Source organism: Prevotella nigrescens, from assembly GCF_031191185.1.
GTDB classification, from domain to species: Bacteria; Bacteroidota; Bacteroidia; order Bacteroidales; family Bacteroidaceae; genus Prevotella; species Prevotella nigrescens.
Genome location: NZ_CP133465.1, coordinates 360501 through 380468 on the forward strand (window position 1 = coordinate 360501; position 19968 = coordinate 380468).

Annotated in this window: 16 protein-coding genes and 4 pseudogenes; 15 read left to right on the forward strand and 5 right to left on the reverse strand. The window is 36.7% G+C overall.

Annotated elements, in window-relative coordinates; genetic code table 11:
• Window positions 1-89 precede the first annotated feature (89 nt).
• The 4 genes and pseudogenes from RDV52_RS11240 to RDV52_RS03605 form a co-directional block, all read left to right on the forward strand.
• Window positions 90-137: pseudogene (locus RDV52_RS11240) on the forward strand (hypothetical protein); the annotation flags it as partial.
• Between the two features lie 6 nt (window positions 138-143).
• A complete protein-coding gene (locus tag RDV52_RS03595; RefSeq protein WP_040557427.1) occupies window positions 144-998 on the forward strand; it encodes an IS256 family transposase, variant Zn-binding type in 855 nt (284 codons plus the stop codon).
• Window positions 999-1065: 67 nt separating this feature from the next.
• Window positions 1066-1226: pseudogene (locus RDV52_RS03600) on the forward strand (class I SAM-dependent methyltransferase); the annotation flags it as partial.
• A gap of 40 nt (window positions 1227-1266) precedes the next feature.
• The gene (locus RDV52_RS03605; protein WP_040557078.1) at window positions 1267-1839 is read left to right on the forward strand and encodes a DUF6707 family protein; all 573 of its coding nucleotides are present in this window, start codon (window positions 1267-1269) and stop codon (window positions 1837-1839) included.
• 79 nt (window positions 1840-1918) lie between these two features.
• Here the strand turns inward: RDV52_RS03605 and RDV52_RS11245 are convergent.
• Window positions 1919-2182: pseudogene (locus RDV52_RS11245) on the reverse strand (transposase); the annotation flags it as partial.
• A 256-nt stretch (window positions 2183-2438) separates the two neighbouring features.
• Window positions 2439-2574, reverse strand: a pseudogene (locus tag RDV52_RS03610) (transposase); the annotation flags it as partial.
• Window positions 2575-2758: 184 nt separating this feature from the next.
• Here RDV52_RS03610 and RDV52_RS03615 point away from each other — a divergent pair.
• From RDV52_RS03615 to RDV52_RS03635, 5 genes are all read left to right on the forward strand, one after another.
• On the forward strand, window positions 2759-3526 hold the full coding sequence (locus RDV52_RS03615; protein WP_004367025.1) for a M15 family metallopeptidase: 768 nt from the start codon (window positions 2759-2761) through the stop codon (window positions 3524-3526).
• A gap of 24 nt (window positions 3527-3550) precedes the next feature.
• The gene (locus RDV52_RS03620; protein ID WP_004367023.1) at window positions 3551-4780 is read left to right on the forward strand and encodes a THUMP-like domain-containing protein; all 1230 of its coding nucleotides are present in this window, start codon (window positions 3551-3553) and stop codon (window positions 4778-4780) included.
• Window positions 4781-4851: 71 nt separating this feature from the next.
• The gene (locus RDV52_RS03625) at window positions 4852-5997 is read left to right on the forward strand and encodes a hypothetical protein (RefSeq protein ID WP_040557076.1); all 1146 of its coding nucleotides are present in this window, start codon (window positions 4852-4854) and stop codon (window positions 5995-5997) included.
• 33 nt (window positions 5998-6030) lie between these two features.
• The gene (locus RDV52_RS03630) at window positions 6031-7977 is read left to right on the forward strand and encodes a DNA topoisomerase IV subunit B (RefSeq protein WP_004364938.1); all 1947 of its coding nucleotides are present in this window, start codon (window positions 6031-6033) and stop codon (window positions 7975-7977) included.
• Window positions 7978-8047: 70 nt separating this feature from the next.
• The gene (locus RDV52_RS03635; RefSeq protein WP_004367021.1) at window positions 8048-9634 is read left to right on the forward strand and encodes a S41 family peptidase; all 1587 of its coding nucleotides are present in this window, start codon (window positions 8048-8050) and stop codon (window positions 9632-9634) included.
• Window positions 9635-9786: 152 nt separating this feature from the next.
• Here the strand turns inward: RDV52_RS03635 and RDV52_RS03640 are convergent, their stop codons facing one another.
• The 3 genes from RDV52_RS03640 to RDV52_RS03650 form a co-directional block, all read right to left on the reverse strand.
• The gene (locus tag RDV52_RS03640; protein WP_004367020.1) at window positions 9787-10044 is read right to left on the reverse strand and encodes a hypothetical protein; all 258 of its coding nucleotides are present in this window, start codon (window positions 10042-10044) and stop codon (window positions 9787-9789) included.
• Between the two features lie 423 nt (window positions 10045-10467).
• Entirely contained in the window at window positions 10468-12114 is a 1647-nt protein-coding gene (locus RDV52_RS03645) for a leucine-rich repeat domain-containing protein (protein ID WP_004367019.1), read from the reverse strand.
• 380 nt (window positions 12115-12494) lie between these two features.
• On the reverse strand, window positions 12495-13862 hold the full coding sequence (locus RDV52_RS03650) for a helix-turn-helix transcriptional regulator (protein WP_223381177.1): 1368 nt from the start codon (window positions 13860-13862) through the stop codon (window positions 12495-12497).
• A 211-nt stretch (window positions 13863-14073) separates the two neighbouring features.
• Between RDV52_RS03650 and RDV52_RS03655 the strand changes: the two genes are divergently transcribed.
• From RDV52_RS03655 to RDV52_RS03680, 6 genes are all read left to right on the forward strand, one after another.
• The gene (locus RDV52_RS03655; RefSeq protein WP_004367016.1) at window positions 14074-14550 is read left to right on the forward strand and encodes a T9SS type A sorting domain-containing protein; all 477 of its coding nucleotides are present in this window, start codon (window positions 14074-14076) and stop codon (window positions 14548-14550) included.
• A gap of 49 nt (window positions 14551-14599) precedes the next feature.
• Entirely contained in the window at window positions 14600-15313 is a 714-nt protein-coding gene (locus tag RDV52_RS03660) for a hypothetical protein (RefSeq protein WP_004367015.1), read from the forward strand.
• A gap of 11 nt (window positions 15314-15324) precedes the next feature.
• Entirely contained in the window at window positions 15325-16038 is a 714-nt protein-coding gene (locus RDV52_RS03665) for an Lcl C-terminal domain-containing protein (protein WP_004367014.1), read from the forward strand.
• A 228-nt stretch (window positions 16039-16266) separates the two neighbouring features.
• A complete protein-coding gene (locus tag RDV52_RS03670) occupies window positions 16267-17220 on the forward strand; it encodes a BspA family leucine-rich repeat surface protein (RefSeq protein ID WP_004367013.1) in 954 nt (317 codons plus the stop codon).
• 566 nt (window positions 17221-17786) lie between these two features.
• Window positions 17787-18275, forward strand: a complete 489-nt coding sequence (locus RDV52_RS03675) for a TlpA family protein disulfide reductase (RefSeq protein ID WP_004364515.1) — start codon at window positions 17787-17789, stop codon at window positions 18273-18275.
• A gap of 9 nt (window positions 18276-18284) precedes the next feature.
• A complete protein-coding gene (locus tag RDV52_RS03680) occupies window positions 18285-19958 on the forward strand; it encodes a DUF6029 family protein (protein ID WP_004364512.1) in 1674 nt (557 codons plus the stop codon).
• The last annotated feature ends 10 nt before the right edge of the window (window positions 19959-19968 follow it).

Sequence of the window (19968 nt, forward strand, 5' to 3'; positions counted from 1 at the left end):
GTAATGGACATTTGGTAGGCTGAAACCTCACAGAACGCTTTTATTTACTACCTTTGCAGCATTTGAAAACCTATGAATAAAAAAACTGTATATTCTGCAACAGCTCAAATGTTAAAAAGAATGGTCATCGACGTAATGTTCAGATGTATCTTTGCAGGGATTGTGGTAGGCAATTCCAAGGTGGTTTACGTATGGATAATGTGTCTCTCTGGAATGACTATCTTGCTGCAAATGGAACAATTTCAGACCTATCCATTCTTTATAAATGCTCAGAACGAACCATACGACGTAGGTTAAGTTTAGTGGTGGATAGTTTTACTGCTACTTACCCCAAATCTGCAGTAATAATAATAGATACAACTTACTTTTCCAAGACATTTGGCGTGATGCTTTTCCAGGACGCATCATCAGGTAAAATACTTTATCGCAAGTTTGTTAAGAACGAAACTAATAAGGATTATCTTGATGGACTTCGGTATATTGCGAAGCGTGGAACTACAATAAAAGCAGTGGTATGTGATGGACACATGGGACTTTTACAAGCTATAAGTTTCTGTCCCGTACAAATGTGTCAGTTCCACCAATTCCAAATAGTTAGAAGGCTTCTTACTAACAATCCACATTTACCTGCAGGCGTTGAACTATTAACTTTAATGAGAAGTATGTTCTCTTTGGGAAAAGAAGAGTTTATAACAGCTTTTGAGAAATGGTGTGAACAATGGAAAGAGTTTCTAGACGAACGAACTCTTCTAATCTCTGGCAAGACGACCTATACACATAGAAGACTGAGAACTGCAAGACGTTCTGTTAAGACTCATCTTAAATGGCTCTATACGTATGAGGATTATACAGAATTACAAATTCCTAATACAACAAATCTATTGGAAGGATTTAACTCACAGCTTAAAAGGGCACTACATAATCATAATGGATTGAATAAAGCTAACAAGAAGAAGTTTATAGATGGATTCATAAATACAAAAAGTAGGCTGGAATGAACAGCCTACCAAATGTCCATTACTAAAACACGTGAGGTTTTCAGCCTACCAAATGTCCATTACGCCGCAAAAGACCGTTACATGGAACTACGGACTGGTTGAAGTTTTAATGGCTTACTCTGTAACGGCTTGCAGATACGGTCTTTTAGAGAGTATGATTATTCGCCCTTCAACTTATTTGGAAATATGATTGCCGAAAAGAACGGAACGTTCAAAATAACTACTTGAAACAAATATTGTAGAATACAATTATAACAAATTCATGAATATGAAAACAATCTTTAATGTCATCGCTTCTAATTTAGCTAATAAGATGCCTTTTAAGTCTCTTTTTGAGGAACTTGGAGATGCAAATATAAATGCAGAACAAAAGTTGAAATATCTGATGTTTGCAGCTTATTGTTTTTACTTTGATGGTGATATAACACACACGAAAGAAATTCTATCTGATTTAGTAAATTGCAGTTTTGATGGTGATTATAATAAATGGACTTGGATAGAAGGAGCCATTATGCTACAGCTGTATCTTGATAACTTTAATAATATAGAATTAAAGAATAAAGTTTTGGCAACCTTAGATTATGGCAACGATGAGTTGAAAAATAAAATTAAGAAAAAGGCTTTTGCCAGAAGAAGCAATGGACTTTTATTGCATACAGACGAAAAGTCTTCTTTAGTAAACAATAAAGAAGTTGACTTTTTAAAACTAACACCCTATTTCAGTGAACTTATTTTTATAAAGTCATTTGGAAATGGAGATAAATTTACTGAAGAAGAATTGATGATTGACCTTAGTTCCTTAGAGAAGGAAGTTAAATCTGTAATATCACAATATAAATAACATAAGTGGTGTTTCGAGAAAGTCAATTGGTAGTGTCCTAAAAAGTGTGTAATTTCTCTTTTCTTTGTTTTGTTTTTATTCATTTTTCTTTCTTGTGTTTCCAGAATTTCCATTGATAAATTTTCCTGGCATATGTTGTTTTTGTTTCTTCCATGGCAACACTTGCTAATAGAAAAAGTACCGACTTGTCTGATGACATTGATGTTCTCATTTTTATCGTTCTCTTATATTTTCTATTGAGCCTTTCAGTCCAGTTAGCCATATATATGCACCTTTACACTTGCACGGGAAAGTCCATATATGTAAAGTAAGCCATGTTGCGGTCGGATTTATAGCTCCTCAATATAGCATGGTGCCCCCTAAAATGGTATGGTAACGTGAGTCCGACGAATTTATGGGTTGTTTCCTCTTCCTGAAACCGCTTTCGCACCCCATAGATGGAGTACGTTCATACCCCACGAGGGGCATATACTTGCGCCCTACTCGTGAGGTACGTTTGCATATCACTCGTGGGATACAGACATTGCCCTATTTACAGACTATTGGAATTCGCTGAACGCACGTTACAACAAGCCTCTTCAGAGACTTGTTTGTCCCTGCGAGTGCAATGAAAGTGGCATCGATACAAACTGCTGAATAATAAAAAGAAAGCGAGCCATTGAACCATTGCCCAACGTCTTCACGGCAGCTATTGCTCAAGTAAGACGTCTGCTGTCTACTATAGGAGTGCACATAAAGTGTGTAAATCCCATTTTTCTATTTTATACAAAGATAAAAAAATATGGGCTTACACACTTTTTAAAGATTGTACCATCTAACTGGAGAAAGTAAATATGTCATAGCATATTATTTTCAACGCGATAGGTTTGTCATTAACAAGATAATGTAGTAACTTTGTGTGAAGAAAATACGTACAACAATGAGAAATAAATGGGTGTTTATAGTGCTTTGGCTTGCTTTTACAAGTTTCATAATAGAAAATTTGCATAATAACGATGTTCAAAGACAATGGCAAACAACTAACAAACAAAGGCAAAAAACTTCATCTGCACAGCGCATGGAGCAGCAAGGATTCGTAGATATAAAAAGTATAGACCCTACAATAAAGGTGGCTTTGATGTATGCCCGGACCGACAATTTTTGCCACAAACAACTTTATAAAAGCTTACGTACAGCCTATATGCTACCCCAATGCGCCGCAGCTTTGAAGAAAGCACAAGCTGAACTGAAACGAATTCGCCCAGATTTAAGCCTCATCATTTTCGATGCAACACGCCCAATGAGCGTACAACAAACTATGTGGAACACTGTAAAGAATACCAACCATAGATTTTATGTCTCTAATCCTGCCAACGGAGGAGGCATGCACAACTATGGAATGGCAGTAGACATAAGTATTTGCAAAGCTTCGTGGAGCGAAAAGCTATGGCGCGATGGTGCAATACCATGTAAGATAGATACTATTCCGATGGGAGTTAAGGTTGACCATTTGGGAAATGAAAGCCATATAGACAACGAACAACAGCTATTAATACGAGGTGTACTCAACAAGGAGAGCCTTGAGAACCGTAGATTGTTGCGCCGTGTTATGAAAGCAGCAGGTTTTCAGCCACTACGAACAGAGTGGTGGCACTTTAATCTTTGTACACGCAAATGGGCAAAGGTGCATTTAGAAGTTATTAAATAATTCTCACCTTATTATATATAGCATTTGGAAACATCAGAATTTATCCGACAGTATGCTAACGATGATGTTAGGGCACTCGCACTTATGGGAAAGCGTTTTCCAAAGGTGGACTTGCCCTACGCACTCGACCAGATTAGAGGGCGACAATTAGCACGAATAAAACTACCTACATGGGCAAATACGGAAGGAATAGTCTATCCACCGCACTTAAACATGGAACAATGTTCAAGCGAACCAACCGCTTTGTATAAACAAGATATTGTGAGGCGTTTGCTGCGAAAGCTTCCAACAGAGAATAATTCTACGCTAATCGATCTTACAGGAGGACTGGGGGTGGACTTTTCTTATATGTCAATGCTTTTTAATAATGCCCTTTATGTAGAACGAAACAAGCAACTCTACGACATAGCACTGCAAAATTTTGAATGTTTAAAGCTTAATAATATAACTACAGAAAATAAAGATTCCATAGATGTCTTGCACCATCTCAGCAGTGTTTCTATATTTTTTTTAGACCCAGCACGTCGCAACAGCAATGGCGAGAAAGTTGTTTCGATGGCAGATTGCGAACCCAACGTACTGGAATTGTGCGATGAAATGGTGAAAAAGAGCTGTTTTACCATTATAAAACTATCACCGATGTTAGACTGGCATAGTGTGGTGGCGCAACTAAAGCATGTGATTGAAGTACACATCGTATCGGTTAAAAACGAGTGTAAAGAGCTTTTAGTAGTGCTGGGCAACCATAAAAAGGAAGAGCAAGACGGTAAAGAGCAAACTATAAAAATATTTTGTGCAAACGATAACGATGTATTCTACTACGATGAGAATATAAATTACAGTCAGAAATACACATCCCAACAACCAATAATCGACAAAAACACATTACAAACATCGTACCTATACGAACCGAATGCTTCTATTATGAAAGCTGGCTGCTTTGCCCAGTTAAGCGAAACATACCATGTAGCAGCAATAAGCAATAATTCTCATCTATTCGTGTCCCCAGTTTTACTGTCTAAATTTCCAGGAAGGAAGTTCAGAATTACACATATTTGCACGCTAAACAAGAAAGAAATACGCCGCGCTCTAACAAATATAACACAAGCAAACATAGCCGTAAGGAACTTTCCTATGGGAGTAGAAGACCTAAAAAAACGGTTAAAACTACACGATGGTGGCACTAATTATATCTTCGCAACAACTTATGGCGAAAAAGAGCATGTACTAATATTCAGCAAAAAAGAGGTGTAAATTTGGCAATATTGCTTAAAATGCGTACTTTTGTAAGTCGAAAAATAAAGTTACGAAAGAATTATAAAAACATGTCATCAATTCAAATTAAGAAGGTTACGAACAAGACAGACCTAAAAAACTTCATAGATTTGCATTACGAACTATATGCAGGAAGTCCCTATGATGTGCCTAACCTTTATGACGACGAATGGAATACACTTTCAAAAGATAAGAATGCAGCTTTCGAATTCTGCGAAGCTGAATATTTTTTAGCATACAAAGACAATAAGATTGTTGGGCGTGTGGCAGCCATTATCAACCATAAAGCCAATGAAAAGTGGGAACGAAAGGACGTTCGCTTTGGTTGGATAGACTTCATTGATGATATTGAAGTGTCTACGGCATTGCTCAATGCCGTGGCAGATTTTGGCCGTACGAGAGGTATGGAAACCATTGCTGGTCCATTAGGCTTTACCGATATGGATCCTGAAGGTATGCTGACAATGGGCTTCGATCAGTTGGGGACAATAGCAACAAGCTACAACTACGACTACTATCCGCGACACATGGAACAAATGGGCGGCTGGGAAAAAGACGTAGATTATCTTGAATACAAAATAAGTGTGCCCGATGCCATTCCCGAAAAGCTTGTTAAGCTCTCTGAAATGATTCAGAAGAGATACAATTTGCGCATTAAGAAACTCACTAAAAAAGAAATATTTGAAGGTGGTTACGGGAGAAAGATATTCCAACTCATCAACAGCACATATAAAGATTTGTATGGTTTCTCCGAATTAACCGACCGCCAAATCGACCAATACATAGCACAATATTTCCCATTTGCCAACTTGGAGTTCATCACCGTTATTGAAGATGGAAACAAAGACAACCAAATTGCAGGTATAGGTATTACTTTGCCGTCGCTTAGTCGTGCTTTGCAGAAGTGTAAAAAGGGACGATTGTTCCCTTTCGGCTGGTGGCACTTGCTGAAAGTAATTAAGTTTACGAAAACGGAAGGTATAGATTTGTTACTCTTAGGGCTTCTTCCCGAATACCGTGCAAAAGGAGCAAACGCACTGTTATTTTACGATTTAATTCCGCGTTACATCAAACACGGCTTTAAATGGGGCGAGAGTCAGGTGGAAATGGAAACCAATGGCGGTGTGCAAAGTCAATGGGACATGTTCGATACCGTGAATCACAAACGCCGTCGCTGCTTTAAAAAGAGTTTATAAAAGAAGAAACAGAAATACCGTTTAAACGAGAATATGGCGGAAGAAAACAAGAAATCAGTAGCATACACCGACGATAATATCCGACATCTTTCGGATATGGAGCACGTACGCACCCGTCCTGGTATGTATATCGGGCGATTGGGCGATGGAAAACTTCCCGAAGACGGTATCTACGTGCTGTTGAAAGAAGTTATCGACAATTCTATCGACGAATTCAAGATGAACGAAGGCACACGCATAGAAATAGAAGTGGAAGACAATCTTCGGGTTTCCGTACGCGATTATGGGCGTGGCATTCCGCAAGGAAAGCTCGTTGAGGCGGTATCTGTGTTGAATACGGGTGGCAAATACGACTCGAAAGCATTTAAAAAAAGCGTCGGACTGAACGGTGTTGGTATTAAGGCGGTGAATGCGCTTAGCACAAAGTTTGAAGTAAAGAGCTTCCGAGAGGGTAAAGTACGCTCATTAACGTTCGAAAAAGGAATCAAGAAGACCGATAAAACGACGAAATCGAACGATGAACAGGGAACTTACATCTACTTTGAACCCGACAATACGCTCTTTAAGAACTACAGTTTCCAAGACGACATTGTCGTTACTATGCTGCGAAACTACACCTATCTGAACACAGGACTTACCATTATGTATAATGGGCATCGCATTCTCAGTCGCCACGGATTGAAGGATTTGCTCTCCGACAATATGACCGTAGACCCGCTTTACCCCATTGTTCACATGAAAGGCGATGACATTGAGATTGCCTTTACGCATACTAACCAATACGGAGAGGAATATTACTCGTTCGTAAACGGACAGCACACCACGCAGGGAGGTACTCATCAGAGTGCATTTAAGGAGCATATAGCCAAGACTATCAAAGAATTCTTCGGGAAATACGAATATGGCGACATCAGAAATGGTATGGTTGCCGCCATCGCCATTAATGTTGAGGAACCTGTTTTCGAGTCGCAGACCAAGATAAAGCTTGGTTCTACGGTAATGTCGCCTAATGGTGAGACAATCAATAAATTTGTTGGCGACTTCGTAAAGACCAATGTCGATAACTTTATGCACATTCATAAAGAAGACTTTACCGACATTCTGGAAAACAAGATAAAAGAAACCGAACGTGAACGCAAGGCTATGGCAGGCGTAACAAAGTTGGCTCGCGAACGCGCAAAGAAAGCAAATCTGCACAATAGAAAACTTCGTGATTGTCGTATTCACTTCAGCGATGCTAAGAACGAACAAAAAGAAGAAAGTTCTATCTTCATAACTGAAGGTGATTCTGCCAGCGGAAGCATTACAAAAAGCCGAGATGTAAACACGCAAGCTGTATTTTCGTTGCGTGGAAAACCACTTAACTGCTATGGTCTGACAAAAAAAGTGGTGTACGAAAACGAAGAATTCAATCTTCTGCAGGCAGCACTCGACATAGAAGAAAGCTTAGATTCGCTACGTTATAATAAGGTAATTGTAGCCACCGATGCTGATGTTGATGGTATGCATATACGTCTACTCATTATAACATTCTTCCTTCAATTCTTCCCAGAGCTAATAAAAAAAGGACACGTCTACGTTTTGCAGACACCATTATTTCGTGTACGCAATAAGCGAACTAAGATTAAGAACAAGCAAATAATAGAGGAACAGGACGCAAAACGACTGAAAGGTGAGAAGAAAAACGACCTCATCACGATTTATTGTTACACCGAAGAGGAAAGAATAAATGCGATTGAGGCTCTCGGACCTGACCCTGAAATTACACGATTCAAAGGTTTAGGAGAAATTTCTCCCGATGAATTTGCTCATTTTATTGGTCCTGATATGCGCTTGGAGCAGGTTACACTGCACAAAAACGACCAAGTGAAGAACTTATTGGAGTATTATATGGGAAAAAATACAATGGAACGACAAAACTTTATCATCGACAACTTAGTGATAGAAGAAGACCTTGTGGACGAAATTCCTGTAGAATGAAATACACTTAATCGTACAATATAAATCCAAAGTGAGCTTACAACCCTACTTGAAATAAGAACTGAAGATTATGAAAAGAAGTTTTCTTTTATCAATAACGCTTTTGCTGTTCAGCACTTTTGCTGCTGCACAAATCAATCTGAACCTCGGCAGCGACTCGCCCATGCGCAAAATGCAGATGGCAGAGATAGCTATCTCCAACTTCTATGTAGATGAGGTAGACGAGCAAAAAGTGGTGGAAGACGCCATTCGTGGTATGCTGAAAGGGCTCGACCCCCACTCCACTTATACCGATGCAAAGGAAACAAAGGCCATGAACGAACCTTTGCAAGGCGATTTTGAAGGAATTGGTGTGCAATTCAATATGATTGAAGACACTTTAGTGGTAATTCAACCCGTGGTGAATGGTCCTTCAGAGAAGGTTGGCATTATTGCAGGCGACCGCATCGTGATGGTAGACGACACGTTAATAGCAGGCGTCAAGATGAACCGTACCGACATTATGAAGCGTTTGCGCGGGAAAAAAGGCACAAAAGTTAAGTTGAGCATCGTGCGTCGTGGTGTAAAAGGCATGCTCAACTTTATGGTTACACGAGCTAAAATACCCGTTCACACAGTTAATGCAGCTTATATGATTCGTCCAGGAATAGGTTTCATACGTTTAGAAAGCTTTGGAATGAAGACGCACGAAGAATTTATGGAGGCTGTTGAAAAACTGAAACAACAAGGAATGAAACGCCTTATTCTCGATTTGCAAGATAATGGCGGTGGATTTCTCGAAGCGGCTGTCCGTATTGCAAACGAATTTCTGCAAGACAATGATATGATAGTCTACACAGAAGGCCGTCGCGTATCAAGGCAAAACTACAAAGCGCGAGGCAACGGACGACTAAAAGATATACCAGTTTATGTACTGGTCAACGAACTAAGTGCATCGGCTGCTGAAATAGTTTCAGGTGCAATTATGGATAACGACCGAGGAACACTCATAGGGCGTCGCACTTTTGGGAAAGGATTGGTACAAAGACCATTTGAACTACCCGATGGAAGTATGATAAGGCTAACCGTTGCACATTATTATATACCAAGTGGACGTTGCATTCAAAAGCCTTATAAGAAAGGAGACAAAGGTGATTACGATATGGATTTGGAAAACCGACTTAAACACGGAGAACTTACTAATCCAGACAGCATTCATTTCACTGACTCTTTAAAGTATTATACTGTACGAAAACACCGTCTTGTTTATGGTGGTGGAGGTGTTATGCCCGATTATTTTGTACCGTTAGATACAACTAAGTTTACTGCTTTCCATCGTAAACTTATGGCGAAAAATATTATTATGGACACTTTCTTAAAGTACGTAGACAATAACCGTAAAGAACTAAAGAAGGATTATAAGACTTTCGAATCGTTCAAAAAACAATACGAAGTCCCTACTTCTCTTACCAACCTGATTATTGCCGAAGCAAAGAAAGAAAAAATTGAGCCAAAAGATTCCGATGAACTTAAAAAGACATTGAATTATATGCGCTATCAACTAAAATCGCTTGTAGCTCGCGACTTATGGGATATGACTGAGTATTTCCAAATATGGAACGAACAAAGCGACATTGTGAAAAAAGCACTCGAAGTAATAGATGCTGATAAGAAGTAATTGAACACAACAATAAATATAAAAGCGAGCAATTTGCACCATAGCAGATTGTTCGCTTTTATATTCTAATTTGGTTTTTTGTCATATAAGCCTATTTTCAAGAAACCAATAAAAAACATAATTCTAATTAACTACTCCCGATATGCCAGGCATTATAAAAATGGTTGATATTGCAATAACATAAGAGAATCTAATATGCTCAAAACTATTAGTTCTTTTTCTTTTTTTATGTTCTTCTTATTTTCCTTTCCTATTTTATACAGCATACCAATTTCTAATATTGTGCATACTAGCAATATTGATAAACCTATAAAAAACATAATTTTACTATAATCTTTGCCTATAGGAATTATTATAAGGGGAATAACATTAATAAGGATAACATTGTCTTTGAAATCTTTATTTATCATTTTTCATTCTTTCTGTTTTTTTAAAAGTAATCATTTTATTTATTCTTAATGTTGATAATCTATATCTAGATTTATTAATGTGATAAAGATATGATAATAATTTGATGTTTATAACATTTATGGTGTTGATTTGATTAATATTATTGAAAATAAACGAAACTTTACTTTTGGTTTTGTGTTTCTGAAATAGGTTATCATTACCAAAATGCCAATTATTGAGTATAAAGAATAGTTTTTTAGTATTTTCTGCCTTAGGGCATACGTTACAACCACTTTAGTATACCAATTATTGCTTTTTGGTAAACATTTTTGTTATATATAAGTAAAGGGCTAAAATTCTCTCTTGAGTTTCAGCCCTTTTGTTATTTTTGTCAAAACTTCAATGAAATAAACAAATGTACAAATTTTATCGGAGTTTTTTTATTAGATTTTCACAACCTTTACACTGCCATCATTAAACTTCAGTTTTGCAATATAAAAGCCATGATAAGGCAAAGTAATCAACACTTTGTTACTGTTAAACTGTCTAACTTCGCTAACCAAAGAGCCTGCTGCATTGTACAATTCCACAGAACTGATATTTACATTGGCTGTTAAACAAGCTTCGTTTGCATTCAATCTAACTACAGAGCATTTCATATTCTCTGTTGCGACATTGCCTATTCCATCTGCAATGTTTGGATAATCGCCTTCAATATTGTCGCCCCACAAGAACAACCAACCATTGTCTGCATACGATTTTTCCGAACCTTTCCTAACGTGTAAATATACTTTATTAAATTCAACATCGCCAAAAACTTCTTCTCCAAGTTCGGGAGCTGTTTCTCGATAGCTATAAATATCTTTTAAGCCATGGCAAGCATAAAAAGCACGATTTGCAATGCCAATTACCAAATCGGGAATATAAACTTTCTGCACATTATTGTTGTAAGCAAATGCATAATCGGCAATATAAGAAGTTTTTGACTGAAGAACGAATTCAGTTCTATTACCTTTGCAAGGAACAGCCATCAAATAGAGACCTTTGCCACTTGGACTTCGATAATAAAGCGCATCGTCTGCGAAGATAAAACTGTTGTTCGTAGCAAAATTAAACTTCGCCATACCATTATTTGCCAATGCACCCGTGCCAATTTTCTCAATATTAGCAGGAAGTGTAATTGCCTTTATATCCTGACACTCAAAAAACGCCATAGAACGAATAACTTTTGTTTCAGCTGGAACAACAAAATTATCGGTTGCTATAACTTGTGGACATTCATAAAGCGTAGTTTTATCCTTAGAATAAAGCACTCCGCCAACAGCCGTCATATATTTACTTGCAGCAACAACCGTAAAACCACCAAACTCTGGACATTGTAAAAACAGTTTTGCACCAGTTTTCTCTACCGTTGCAGGAAGTTCGAGCGTTTCTAAAGCAATGCAACGCTGAAAAGCATTCGCTTTTATCTCTTTCAAGCCTTCGTTTAACTTTACGTTAGTTAATACCTTACAGTTATAGAAAGCACGTTCGCCAATAGTTTCTACTCCAGTAAGTGTTATAGAAGTAAGCGACACACAGTTGGCAAAACAAGTTTCGTCTATCTCTTTCAACGTTTCGGGAAACTTCACCTTCATAAGGTTAGAACACGACATAAACGTACTACGCGAAAGTTTCTTAAGTCCTGTAGGAATAGCTATCTTCTTCAGATTTTCGCATAGCACAAATGCATTTGCTCCAATAGAATCCACCGAATTTGGAAGTTCTATTGTTTCAAGACTTGCACAATCGCTGAAAGCTTGTTCGCCAATAACCTTCAATTTACTATTTGGTGCAAATGTAACCGTCTTTAAACTGTTGGCATAAAAGAATGCACATTGCCCAATAACTTCGAGCGAAGCAGGAAATTCTACGCTTCTAACAGACGAAGTAGCAAAAGCATTGGGAGCAATCTCGCGTATTCCTTCTGGAATTTTGTAATCAACAGGAGCACCATTACCACTTACCAACACATCGCCTTTTATTGTCTGTGCAGACAATACTGCCGGAAAAGAAATTAAGACTGCAAACAATAGAAATTTAATTTTCATAATACATCGTTTAGGAAATAAATTAGAACTCTTGTTTTATGCTTTTTCTCTCTACAGTCCCACCCCAGTAAGAGTTCATAACTAAAAAGAAGGACACGCTACAAAGATAATAATGTTTTTTATACATTCGTCTAATTCCAACAATATTTTCTAACATAAAATAAGATTATCCGTATTACTATAACAAAACACACATATTATACAGCTTTAAAACACAATTTTGAAAATATAAAACAAGGCACAAATATAGCTTTACAATAAACTCTCTATTTTTTCATTTTAAAATTTTATTTTTTAATTAGAATTTCAAAAATTCTAATTAAAAACTCTCGCGTCTTTTATTATAAAAAGAATTGTTCACTTATAACTATAAAAAATTATCACTTTAAATGCTGAATGTATTTCTCTAAATCTTCATTGTTGAGTCCTAATCGCTTTCTTAGTCTATAACGGAGTTTGTAAAAACCTGAACCAGATATATTAAGTATAGACATAATTTTATGTCCGTCAAGTCCAATCTTTATGAGGTATAATAATCTTTTTTCGGCTTTGGTAATAGTTGGATATTGCTTTTCTAAGCGTTGGCAAAAATCATTATCCATAAATTGAAACTGCTCGTTAAAGAACTGCATTCTTTTCTTCTCCTTCTGGTCGCTTAGCATTGCTAATTGTAACGACATTGATATATTTTCTTGCTGTGATTTAATTAACTTCTCTTTTTCAATCTGCATTTTAAGTTTTGATAGTTCTCTTTCCAATTCAGTATATCGAAGCTTATCGGATAGTTCTTTTGCTTCAAGTTCTACAATCCGTTTACGTTGTTTGGTACGATAATAAATCAGAACAGCTACACATACTACGAATAGAGCAACTACAACTATAAGTAGTAATAGTACACGTTGTCCTTTTATTTCTTCGTATGCTTTAAGTTTTTCACTCTCTATTTTAGCCTTCTCTTGTATTTGTTTAATTTTAGAAGTCGCCATTGCACCATTCAAAGAATCGCGCATATTGTAATATTGTGTAAAATGATTGATAAAAGAACGGTAATCCTGACGTATCGAATCTATATGAATCATTGCTTGTAATGCCTCCACTTGGATATTCAATTGCCTAAAACGTACACTCTGTTCAAGGCACTTCTGCGCAATATTATAAATGGAATCTGGACGGCTGTATTGTTTTGCTATAAGCAAACGACAATATAACAGTTGGGTGTGAAAGAAATTATTAACTTGCTTGTCTAAACTATTAAGAATTTTTGATGCTTCTTTTATCTTCCCTTGTTTAATATATATTTCTGCCAAGTTACTTAAGTCGGTTAGAAGGAAAACCTTATTACTTATACAATGGTCATTTGCAATAGCATATTTCATTACCCGGCCTGCTTCTGCATAATTCTTACAGTGTTCTAACAAGTATACTACATTTGCATAATAGTATCTATATTTCACTATTGGAGAAAGTTGCTTCAGTGCACTACGTGCTTTTTTCAGATTTTCGTGAGCCTCTTCCCATAAACCAATACCTTCATATAATAAGGCAAGATGAATTTGACATATTGCTTGTTTTTCTTGATTATTAGTTTTTTCATAGAAAGTCTGTGCCCTTGAAATATCTCTATATGCCTTAACAAAAGAATAATTTATAATATCCATATACGAATTATTTAGCAAACTATCGGCATACGCTCTTTCTTTTGTATGCACAAAAGAAGAACAACCTATATTTATAAATGTGGTTGCCAACAGAAATAAAATTGTTACTATATCTATGTGATGTATTCGAGAAAATCTCATGGTAATACCTTTTTGCTACAAAGATACAGAATTCTATATACTCCATCTTATTTTTTAACACTTATTCAATACATTGTCTATATGATGTCTATATTCATTTTTTGTTTTCTTGCAGAGAAATATATTATTTTGCGAAATCAATGTTAATAAAATTCACAATATGAAAAAGCTAAGGTTTTTAATTCTTACAACAGCCTTGATAATGACAATAGGAGTCATGGGCGAGGAAGGAGTACTATTACAACTAAAGAATGGTTCAACTGTGGGGTTTGCCTTTTCTGATAAACCTACAATGTTAATTGGATCAACATTAGAGATTCGTGCTAATAAAACGGTTGTTAATTATGATTATAATGAAGTAAAGCGAGTATATTGGGGAGAAGTTCAACCCAATGGTATATCTTCTGCCAAAGATAATATCAATAGTAGTGTGGTCTTTCGCATAAATACCAATGGTTTGAGCGTATCTGGTCTTACAAAAGGAGAGCGTGTCAGTGTCTATGACACTACTGGACGACTGGTAACAACAGCAATTTCCACTCAAGATAATGGAACACTTGATTTATCATTGAAAACATCTAATGGTATTTATATCGCAAGAACCCAGTCAGGTATATCCTTTAAATTCACCCGATAAGTTTTACACATTCTATTATTACCAATATAAATAAATACAAATAAGCAACATGAAGAAAGTTTTATCTATTATCTTTACTGCAATGCTCGCTTTAGGAGCAGGTGCACAAAATACTCATGACATAGTTATATGGCACGGAACAAAATCACAGACAATTCAAGCTGTAGATAGTATTACATTTGTCAAGTCAAAAGAAAAGGCAACTTACATAGATTTGGGACTCAGCGTAAAGTGGGGCACCTGCAATATTGGTGCAAAAAATCCTGAAGATTTTGGCAATTTCTATCAGTGGGGCGACGTCGAAACTAAGGAAAGTTACGACTGGAACACCTACAAACACGGCACAGACCGTAATAATTTAGAGAAATACAATGTAAAAGATGGCAAAACAACACTTGATTCGGAAGACGATGCAGCTATTGTTAATCTGAATGAAGGCTGGCGTATGCCTACACCTGAAGAAATAAAGGAATTAGTGAATGATTGTACATGGGAATGGACTACCGTCAACAATATAAACGGTTACAAAGTAACAGGTAAGAATGGCAATTCTATCTTTCTTCCAGCAGCAGGCGTAATGTTTGGTAAGAATTCTTATTATGGTGGAAAGTACGGTTACTACTTATCTAATACGTTACGCGAAGGAGACGAGGCTTATATTAAGATGTATGCGCAGGGATTTTCTTTCCAATCTGATAAATATCAAGCAGACGATCGTATTGCACGTAATTATGGTATACCTGTTAGACCAGTACATAAATAAGAGTATATATTATGACGAAGAAATATATTTTATCTCTTCTTTTCTTAATCATAGCATCAGTAGTATTTGCACAGCAGCAAATAAGTGTTAAGATATGGAAAGGAGGAAAAGCCGAAATTATTGAACAAATAGACAGTGTCACTTTTCCAAATACTATGCAACATCTTATTTGTATAGACTTAGGATTGAGTGTAAAATGGGCTTCTTGTAACCTTGGAGCAGAAACACCGGAGGCTTATGGCGACTATTATGCATGGGGAGAAGTTAAGACGAAGGAAAACTATAAGTGGAACGGATATAAATATTACGAACCCATCTCCAAGAAGATAACGAAATATAATACTTCTGACAAGAAGACAATTTTAGAAGCAAGCGATGATGCCGCTACTATTATATTAGGAAATGAATGGAGAATTCCAACTACAGCCGAAATGGAAGAATTAGTAAAGAAATGCACATGGAAATGGTTCGAAGATGAAAAAAGCGGATATTGTGGCTATTGGGTTACTGGTCCCAATGGTAACCGCATATTCTTACCGGCGGCAGGTTGTATGAATGGAAATGAGCCTTATGCGGCAGAATTTTATGGATATTATTGGACATCGGAGGTCGTTTCCTTTGAAAGTAAATTAGCCGTCCATCTATTTTTTGATGACAGTAAAGCAAATGCCTCAAATGTCAGCAACCGATATTATGGTTTCTGCATAAGACCTGTTCGACAGTGATTAGTCAATCCTTAAAAGGGATTGATGGCATTAATTAATTATCAATATTTCTCTTATAGTAGACATTTTAGATATTCCTTTATTTGTTTACAAGACGTATACAATCAGTAAAGGTTTGCGGGAAAATATAAACCTAAAGCCCTCTTTCAAAAAAGCTGCAAGTTACGCCTGACGTAACATAGGATATCGAGAATACAATAAAATTTATAAATACAATCAGTTAGGATTATGAAGAAACAATTATTTCACAATACGTTTGTAGTTATTGCCATGTTGTTCGCAATCTTATTTTTGCCTATAACAGTACGGGCACAAGTTATGGAAGCATATGCCGTAATGGATACCGATGCAAAAACTTTTTCTTTCTATTATGACTCCAATAAAGATTCATACGATGAAAATACTGTATATACCTTGCCAAATTCTATTACTGGTTATCCTGAATGGTGTTTAAAATATGACAGAAAGAAAATTACAACTGTAATATTTGACAATTCGATGAAGAACTGCTATCCGATCTCTACGAGATTATGGTTTGATGGCTTTGAAAAGCTTACTACTATTGAAGGAATAAAAAACCTTAATACAGACAATGTAACTAATATGGGTGGAATGTTTTCTGGCTGTAAAGTTTTGACCTCGCTTGATGTATCGGGTTTTAGAACTCAAAATGTAACTTATATGGATTACATGTTCGATGGTTGTGAATTACTGAAGACTATTGATGTCTCTCACTTTGATACCAAAAGCGTAACTAATATGAGCTTTATGTTTTATGGCTGTAAATCCTTGATTTCTGTTGACGTATCAAACTTCAATACACAGCTTGTAACTAATATGAGCGATATGTTCCATAATTGCGAATCATTGACTACCATCTATTGCAATGACATTTGGACATGTGAAATGTCTATTTGTATGTTCCAAGATTGTAAGCTGTTGAAAGGAGGAGAAAACGGTAGTGTTGTTTACGATGCGAATAAAATTGATATAGCTATGGCGAATCCAACAACAGGATATTTCACAAGAAAGACCCCTGACAGAATTGAGATGCAAACAATTGAGAACGAGATATCACACAAGCAAATCTATACTTTACAAGGTATACGTTTAGATAATATCTCCAATTTTTCCGGTTCGGGTATTTTTATTCTAAAAGGCAAAAAGCTACTAAAGCGATAAAAACACATTGCTCTTAATCACTAAATTGGTATAAAAAGTAAAGCCTTAGCGTAGTGCCAAGGCTTTATTTTCATTTTCTTCCATTATTTTGCGTCCGAAAGGAAACTTTTGTCGTTGATGCAGCAAAGATGCAGCACACCGTGAACAGTTCTTCTGGACTTTGGAGTGAAATGAAATAGTAAAAATGTGCTGTCCAAGAACCTGCTAACCAATTAATTATATCAACTCAAAAAAATATAATAAGAAAATAAAAATCTATAATGACAAAGTGAAAAATTATAATAACAAATTTGGAAGATTTTAATAATAAACTTGGCGAGATACAGTTGCTAAAATAGAAGTTCTTAATCCTGCATTAAAAAACTGTGCTAAATCAGGGATAGAAAGTGTACTTGTTTGCTGTCCTTTTTTATACTTATTTCCGTTAATTGTTATATTTGTTCGTTGTTTTTTATTTTTTTTCTTGCATAATATTTTTATTTGCCTTATCTTTGCCTACTGTAAAAGGAATATACATTCTTAATTTCGTCTAACTATAAGCAATTTAACAAGAAACAATTTGAATTATGAAAAAAACGGTTCTATCCCTATTAGTATTACTTACTTGTGCTATTGGCACTGTAAGCGCGCAATTACCATCGGTAACACTTAAGGACATTAATGGCAAGGCTGTACGTACAGATACCTTGTCGAATAATGGAAAGCCATTCATCATTGACTTCTTTGCAACTTGGTGCAAGCCTTGCAACCGAGAGTTAAAAGCCATTAGCGAAGTGTATAATGAATGGCGAGAAGAAACTGGAGTGAAAATTTTTGCCATTTCTATAGACCAGGCACAGAATGCAAACAAAGTGAAACCACTTGTAGACGAGAATGGCTGGGAATACGACGTATTGCTCGACCCAAATAGCGAGTTTAAACGTGCCTTAGGTGTACAAATGATTCCTTATGTTCTTATTTGCGATGGTAAGGGAAATATTGTGTATAAACACAACGGCTATACAGAAGGTGCAGAAAACGAGTTGATAGAGAAAGTTCGCGAACTTGTAAAATAGGCAGATAACATGAAAAAATATATTTGCTTACTATGTCTGCTTGCTCTTGGGGCGGTAAATGTCAATGCTCAAGGACAAGACGACAACAACGATAATAAAGTTTCGGTTACCGGAAGCATACAGAGCGACATCCTTGTACCACAGGAAGACTTGAAGATAGGTTCGCCCAAGTATAAAGACAAGGTGCTGACAAATACTTTTCTCGATTTAAACCTGATTAGTAAGAATGTAGACGCCGGAGCAAGATTTGAGTTTCTGAAACATCCATTACCAGGTTTCGAACCAGACTATAAAGGCTATGGTGTGCCATATTTTTATTTAAAAGGTAAATTTGAAAAGCTCGAAATTACATTAGGAAACTACTACGAACAATTTGGTTCGGGCTTCATACTCCGCACGTACGAGGAACGTAGCTTAGGAATAGACAATTCTTTGTTAGGTGCACGCATAGTTTACAAACCTTATAAAGGAATTGTGCTGAAAGCTGTAACAGGCGAACAGCGCAGATACTGGGCACATAATGATTCGTGGATAAATGGTGCCGATTTAGAACTTAATCTTGGCGAATGGTTTGCGGGATTGCAAAAGAGCGATACCCGAATTATGTTGGGTGGTTCGTTCGTAAATAAATATGAAGACAACGACAACGATAATATAATGGTAGACCGCACGCACAAATTAAACCTTCCGCAAAATGTAAATGCCTGGGACGCTCGTGTCCAATTGCAGAAAGGCGGCTTTAATATTCTTGCCGAATATGCACAGAAAACACAAGACCCTTCGTTTACAAATGGTTACATATATCGTAATGGAAATGTAGCTATGCTTTCGGCTTCTTATTCTCAACGTGGAATGAGTGTTCTTTTACAAGCAAAGCGTTCTAACGACATGGCATTTAAAAGCGACAGAAACAGCATCGGAGTTTCTTCGTATATAAACCATCTGCCGGCATTTACACAAGACCAGACTTATGCACTTGCTGCTTTCTATCCTTATGCAACTCGTCCGGACGGCGAATGGGCATATCAGGCACAGTTGGGTTATAAGTTTAAGCGTAAGACTTTTATCGGAGGGCCTTATGGCATGAATGTAAAAGTGAATTTCTCTCACGTCCATGCCATTGACAAGCACATAAATCTTACAGGTTCTATCGATAATGTAAATGTAAAAGGTTCTAAAGGTTATGGTTCTGCTTTCTTTAAATGGGGCGACCAGACCTATTATCAAGATTTGAACATACAGGTTGAACGCAAAATCTCCAAGACATTCAAGCTGAATTTAATGTATATGAACCAATTCTACAATAAGACAGTGGTAGAGGGCGAGGGCGGAATGATACATTCCGACATATTTGTTGCCGATGGTAAATATACATTCTCTCCAAAGATGAACCTTCGTGGCGAAGTACAATACCTTTCTACAAAGGGCGACCAAGGCAACTGGTGGTTCGGCTTGCTGGAATTGGCAATTGTTCCTCATTGGATGTTTACTGTAAGCGATATGTATAATTCTGGCGAAACCAAGTTACATTACTATCAAGGATTAGTAACTTTCAATGCCGGTGCACACAGATTGCAAGTAGGTTATGGCCGTACACGTGCAGGTTTTAACTGCTCTGGTGGCGTATGTCGCTATATTCCCGCAAGCAGAGGTGTAACAGTTTCATACAACTATAATTTCTAAACAGAACATA

Bases quoted from the DNA above. Each gene is read 5' to 3' on its own strand.
- RDV52_RS03615 (WP_004367025.1), top strand. From the start codon at position 2,759: ATGAGAAATAAATGGGTGTTTATAGTGCTTTGGCTTGCTTTTACAAGT.
- RDV52_RS03675 (WP_004364515.1), top strand. From the start codon at position 17,787: ATGAAAAAAACGGTTCTATCCCTATTAGTATTACTTACTTGTGCTATT.
- RDV52_RS03645 (WP_004367019.1), bottom strand. From the start codon at position 12,114: ATGAAAATTAAATTTCTATTGTTTGCAGTCTTAATTTCTTTTCCGGCA.
- RDV52_RS03640 (WP_004367020.1), bottom strand. From the start codon at position 10,044: ATGATAAATAAAGATTTCAAAGACAATGTTATCCTTATTAATGTTATT.
- RDV52_RS03670 (WP_004367013.1), top strand. From the start codon at position 16,267: ATGAAGAAACAATTATTTCACAATACGTTTGTAGTTATTGCCATGTTG.
- RDV52_RS03605 (WP_040557078.1), top strand. From the start codon at position 1,267: ATGAAAACAATCTTTAATGTCATCGCTTCTAATTTAGCTAATAAGATG.
- RDV52_RS03655 (WP_004367016.1), top strand. From the start codon at position 14,074: ATGAAAAAGCTAAGGTTTTTAATTCTTACAACAGCCTTGATAATGACA.
- RDV52_RS03660 (WP_004367015.1), top strand. From the start codon at position 14,600: ATGAAGAAAGTTTTATCTATTATCTTTACTGCAATGCTCGCTTTAGGA.
- RDV52_RS03625 (WP_040557076.1), top strand. From the start codon at position 4,852: ATGTCATCAATTCAAATTAAGAAGGTTACGAACAAGACAGACCTAAAA.
- RDV52_RS03665 (WP_004367014.1), top strand. From the start codon at position 15,325: ATGACGAAGAAATATATTTTATCTCTTCTTTTCTTAATCATAGCATCA.
- RDV52_RS03635 (WP_004367021.1), top strand. From the start codon at position 8,048: ATGAAAAGAAGTTTTCTTTTATCAATAACGCTTTTGCTGTTCAGCACT.
- RDV52_RS03680 (WP_004364512.1), top strand. From the start codon at position 18,285: ATGAAAAAATATATTTGCTTACTATGTCTGCTTGCTCTTGGGGCGGTA.
- RDV52_RS03630 (WP_004364938.1), top strand. From the start codon at position 6,031: ATGGCGGAAGAAAACAAGAAATCAGTAGCATACACCGACGATAATATC.
- RDV52_RS03595 (WP_040557427.1), top strand. From the start codon at position 144: ATGTATCTTTGCAGGGATTGTGGTAGGCAATTCCAAGGTGGTTTACGT.